Origin of the sequence: Desulfosarcina sp., from assembly GCF_041551955.1 — a bacterium.
Taxonomy (GTDB): Bacteria; Desulfobacterota; Desulfobacteria; order Desulfobacterales; family Desulfosarcinaceae; genus Desulfosarcina.
In genome coordinates, this window is record NZ_JBFELV010000404.1 from 1 (window position 1) to 4738 (window position 4738).

A 4738-nucleotide genomic window follows, 5' to 3' on the forward strand; every position below is an offset into this window, starting at 1 on the left:
GCTGATGGAGAAGGTGGCGGCGTCGGGGATTCAGATCGACATGATTTGCCCGGACCATGGCGTCGTCTGGCGCAAAAATCCCGGCAAGATCCTTGACGCCTACCTGAAATGGAGCCGGCAGGAGCAGGAGAAGAAGGCGGTGGTCGTCTATGACACCATGTGGAAAAGCACCGAAGCCATGGCCAACGCCATCGCCGAGGGCATCTCGCAGACCGGCGTCAATGTCAAGCCCATCCACATTCGCAGTTCCCACCGCAGCGACATCATGACCGACGTGCTGGATGCGGCGGCCGTGGTGGTGGGCTCGCCCACCCTGAACAACCAGATGTTCCCCACGGTGGCGGACGTGCTGGTCTACATGAAAGGGCTCAAACCGGAGAACAAGATCGGCGGCGCCTTTGGATCCTATGGCTGGAGCGGCGAAGCGGTCAAATTGGTGGCGGCGGAACTGGCTGCCATGAAGTTCACCCTGGTCGAACCCGGCCCCCGGCTTCAGTATGTTCCCGGTGCCGCCGGTATCGATGCCTGCGTCGAATACGGCAAGAAAATCGGCGACGCCGTAAACGCCAAACAGCGATGAAAATACCCGTGGTCGATATCGGCACCTGCACCCTGTGCATGGGCTGCGTGGCCGTCTGCCCGGAGGTGTTTCGCGAAAACGATGCCGGATACATCGAAGTCATCGAATTGGACGCCTATCCCGAATCGTGTGTGAACGAAGCCATCAAATACTGCCCGGAAGACTGTATCAGCTGGGAAGAGCAATCGTGAGGAACGCATGAAAAAAGTAGCGCTTTTCGTTTTTAACGGGGACCCGGCCTGTTTCATCCATGTCCTGCTCAACGGGCTGGACATGAAGGCCAAGGGCATGGACGGCCGGATCGTCGTGGAGGGGGCGGCCACCGCCCTGCTGCCCGAACTGGCCAAGCCGGAAAATCCCCTTCACCAGCTGTGGGAAAAAGCCAAATCCCAGGGTATCGTTGAAGGGGTGTGCAAGGGGTGCGCCCACAAAATGGGCACCGCGGCTGAAGCGGTCAATCAGGACATAGCCCTGCTGGAGGACATGTCCGGCCACCCCTCCATGTCCCGCTATATTGAAGCGGGATTCGAGGTGGTATCCTTTTAGTATCTTAATCCTGAAATTGTGTTTTTTATGTCAGAAAACAGAATCCCAATAACCTAAAAAATTACAATAGCCAAAAAACAAATGACAAATAAATAACAATAACTAAAACTTCAAATTTCAAACAGTAGGTATCTTGAGGGAAGACATTCCAATTAACTAAAGCTGTAAGAGTTGACGTTATAACATTGCCAAAGACAGATGCGGATATAGATGGTGGCAAAAAGCTGTCGGTTTTTACCTTGTCTGTGTTTTGGATATTGTAGTTTGGAATTTGTTTGGGATTTGGTAATTGTGATTTGTTTTTTTAAGATTTGGTGCATGCAATTTGTTGTTTCCGATTACCCGGGTTGGTGGATACACGTATGGGCAACCGTGAACTTAAATCCCGCATCGGGCGCCTGCTGGGCCAGGACGACTTCGAAAACGCCCTGGAAACCATCCGGCTGATGCCCGGCCGCCAGGCAGTCAATCCCCTCTTCTCTTTCTTATATTCAGGAGAAGAGAAAATCCGCTGGCGGGCCGTCACGGCCATGGGTGCGGTGGTTGGCCACCTGGCCGACACCGCCATGGAGTCGGCACGGGTGGTGATGCGCCGATTCATGTGGAACCTGAACGACGAGTCCGGTGGCATCGGCTGGGGATCACCCGAAGCCATGGGTGAGATCACCGCCGGCCATGCCGGGCTGGCGGATGAGTTTGCCTGCATCCTGATTTCCTATATCGATCCGCATGGCAATTTTCTCGAACACGAATTGCTCCAGCGTGGGTCCTTGTGGGGCGTCGGGCGGCTGGCCCACGCCCGGCCGGTTTTGGCAAAACCGGCGGCCCCATTTCTGACGGCCTTTTTCGACGCACCCGACCCCTACCTTCGCGGCACGGCGATGTGGGCGGCCGGCCCCGTCCTTGACCGTGCCACACGACCGCTGATGCAGGCGCGCCTGTCCGATGAGGCGCCCCTTCGACTCTATCGGCAGATGCGCATGACCCAGACCACCGTCGCCGAGCTGGCCAACGAAGCCCTTGACGGCAGCCGTGTCGACACCTGACCATCGGTTGACTGGGCCCGCTAACGGATTCGTCATGGCTGTAACCAGGAAGTGAAATGGGGCTCTAACCGCATATTGAAACAAGATACCGAACCCGTCAACAATGAGGAGGAGGGAATGCCAAGGACCGCGGTTTTACTGATCTTGGCCTGTGCCATACCCTGGGCCGTGACGATTGTCGGATGTGCATCGAAAGATGCCTATCGCTACGAAACGATCAAGGCCCAATATGCCGATATGGCCTGCAATCTGGGCCAATCCCAGGCGGCTGACACGCCGCCTGCCACCTGTGCCGTCAACAGCAACCTGACCTTGCAGGATGTGCTCGACATTGCCCAGGCCAACAACCCGGATCTGCTCATGGCCGTGGCCCGCATCGAACGGGCCCGCGCGATGCTCGAAAAATCAGCCGCCCCCTTTTACCCCCAGGTGAACGTGTACACCGAATATCTTCAGGGTGACGCCCCGTCGGCCTACCTGTTCAAGACCATCGACCAGCGAAAACTGCCCCCGAACACGGACTTCAACGCCCCGGGATGGTTCGAAAATTTTGAAAGCGGGGTCAGCGCCGGCATCAACCTGTTCAACGGCGGCCGAGACGGCCTCAACCGGGAGATGGCCAGAACCGACCTGACCATTTCTCAACTGGACCGGGACGGCATCGAAAACCAGGTCATGGCCACCGCCATCGGCGCCTACTACGATGTTCTGGCCACCGCCAACTTCACCACCGTGGCCGAGGAATCCGTGGAAACCACCCGCTCCCAACTGCGCATCATGGATGTCCGCTTTCAAGCAGGCGGCGCCTTGAAGACCGATCTGCTCTCCCTGCAGGTGCGCATGGCGGAAACCGAAGCGGTTCTCGTCCAGAGCCGCAACCGTCAACGCTTGGCCAAGGCCGCCCTGGCGGAAATCCTGGGTGTTGAACCGGATGTGCCCTTCGGTGTCGTCGATGCGCAAACTCAGGCCATCCATATCCCCGACGATCCTTTTTCGGCGCTGGATTACGCCCTGATCCATCGACCCGAGCTGGCCAGCATCCGCGAGCAGCTGCGCCGGTCAAAAATGGCTGTGGATGCCTCCCGGGCCGGCTACCTGCCCCAGGTGGATTTCATGACCCGCTACTATGCCGACGACCCCGACATGAAATACAGCTCGAACCGCGACAACTGGACCGCCGGCCTCTATCTGAATTGGAAGATCTTCGATGGATTTGCCACAAAAAGCGACCGGGCCGAAGCGCTGTCCCAATTGCAGGAAACCATGGCTGCCGACCGCAAGACCCTGCTGGCCGTCAAGTTCGACGTAAAGCGCGCCTACCTCAACCTCAACGAAGCCCAGGAACGACTGAAGGTGACGACCTCCAATGTGCGCACGGCCAAAGAAACCTTTAGGCTGGTCAAGCGCCAGTACGAGGGCGGATTAGCCGACATCACCCGCTACCTGGAAGCCGAACTGGCCTACAATCGCTCCAGAATGAGCGAAAGCGCCGCTTATTTCGACCGCGAAAAAGCCCGCGCCCAGATCGCCCGGGCCATCGGCCACTGGACCGGCAGCCGCAGGATCGGCGCCCGGGAGGGATAGCCCGATGAAGTGGGATCCGCCGATCGGCAATCACACGACTTCCACCATTCTGTTAATATCGCTCCACCATTCAAAGGCGTCCGCTTTGCCGTGAAATGCCCTTATGGTGTGCTGGCCGGTTTGATCAGCACATCGATGCGCCGGTTGGTGGCTCGCCCTTCAGCAGTCGTGTTGGGCGCCAGGGGCCTGTCAGGACCATAGCCGGTGGCCCGGATGCGATTGGCCGGCAGGGTTCTGTTGGCCACCAGGTAGGTCTTGACGGCCTCGGCCCGCTCTTGGGAAAGCGCCTGGTTGGTTTTTGTGGAACCGCCGCCCTCGGTGGTATCCGTATGACCCTCGATGGTCACGGTCGGTTGACCAAACGTCTGGATGGCCTGCTGCACCTTGCTGAGCAGAACATAGTTTTCAGGGCTCAAGGTCGCCTGCCCCACCGGGAACTTGATGCCCCGCATGCGAATCACCAGCTGGCTGCCCTGTTTGTATACGTCTGCTTCGTCAGGACGAAAATAGCGCTGAACCTTATTGAACTGTTCATTGAATTCGCGTTCGGCGGCCAGTTTTTGCCTGGCGTCTTCCTGCTCGCGCGAATAGCCTTTTAAGCTGCCAAGCTGCTGTTCCAGGGTTGCCGCCCGTGTCCGGTACGTTTGATGGTCTTCTTCAAGGGACCTAGTTTGTTGTTCCATCGTTTCGACGGCGCCGGTCAACGAATTGAGCTGACCCTCGACCCCCTTGTCCCGCAAATCGCCGGCATTCAAGGGAGCCCCGACACGCTCGAGCAGGCGCTCCACGTAAAGGGCCGACGCTTCCGGCGTCATCGCCTTGAATTTTTGGCTGTTCTCGCTGATGGTCATCATCCGCCGGGCCATGAATTCGGCATGGGCAGCCTTCTGGCCGATGGTGTCGGCCTCGTATGGGTTCTGGCCGATAAAGGCGTCGGCCTCCTTCAAGGCCTGAAGGGCGTCGTTGTATGCGGTCGGGGCGA

General features: G+C 58.1%; 6 protein-coding genes. 5 read left to right on the forward strand and 1 reads right to left on the reverse strand.

Annotation, left to right across the window (positions count from 1 at the left end; all coding sequences use genetic code 11):
* From ABYV26_RS21160 to ABYV26_RS21180, 5 genes are all read left to right on the forward strand, one after another.
* Positions 1-580, forward strand: a 580-nt coding sequence (locus ABYV26_RS21160) for a flavodoxin domain-containing protein (protein ID WP_372683346.1), incomplete at its 5' end; no start/stop codon positions are given.
* Positions 577-771, forward strand: a complete 195-nt coding sequence (locus tag ABYV26_RS21165) for a ferredoxin (RefSeq protein ID WP_372683347.1) — start codon at positions 577-579, stop codon at positions 769-771. The genes ABYV26_RS21160 and ABYV26_RS21165, both read left to right, overlap by 4 nt.
* Before the next feature lie 7 nt (positions 772-778).
* Positions 779-1126: a cytoplasmic protein gene (locus ABYV26_RS21170; protein WP_372683348.1), complete on the forward strand. Its 348-nt coding sequence runs from the start codon at positions 779-781 to the stop codon at positions 1124-1126.
* 362 nt (positions 1127-1488) lie between these two features.
* The gene (locus ABYV26_RS21175; RefSeq protein WP_372683349.1) at positions 1489-2172 is read left to right on the forward strand and encodes a DVU0298 family protein; all 684 of its coding nucleotides are present in this window, start codon (positions 1489-1491) and stop codon (positions 2170-2172) included.
* A gap of 117 nt (positions 2173-2289) precedes the next feature.
* Positions 2290-3756, forward strand: a complete 1467-nt coding sequence (locus ABYV26_RS21180; RefSeq protein ID WP_372683350.1) for a TolC family protein — start codon at positions 2290-2292, stop codon at positions 3754-3756.
* Positions 3757-3857: 101 nt separating this feature from the next.
* Here the strand turns inward: ABYV26_RS21180 and ABYV26_RS21185 are convergent.
* Positions 3858-4738: OmpA family protein (locus tag ABYV26_RS21185; RefSeq protein ID WP_372683351.1), on the reverse strand; the 881-nt coding region annotated here is incomplete at its 5' end.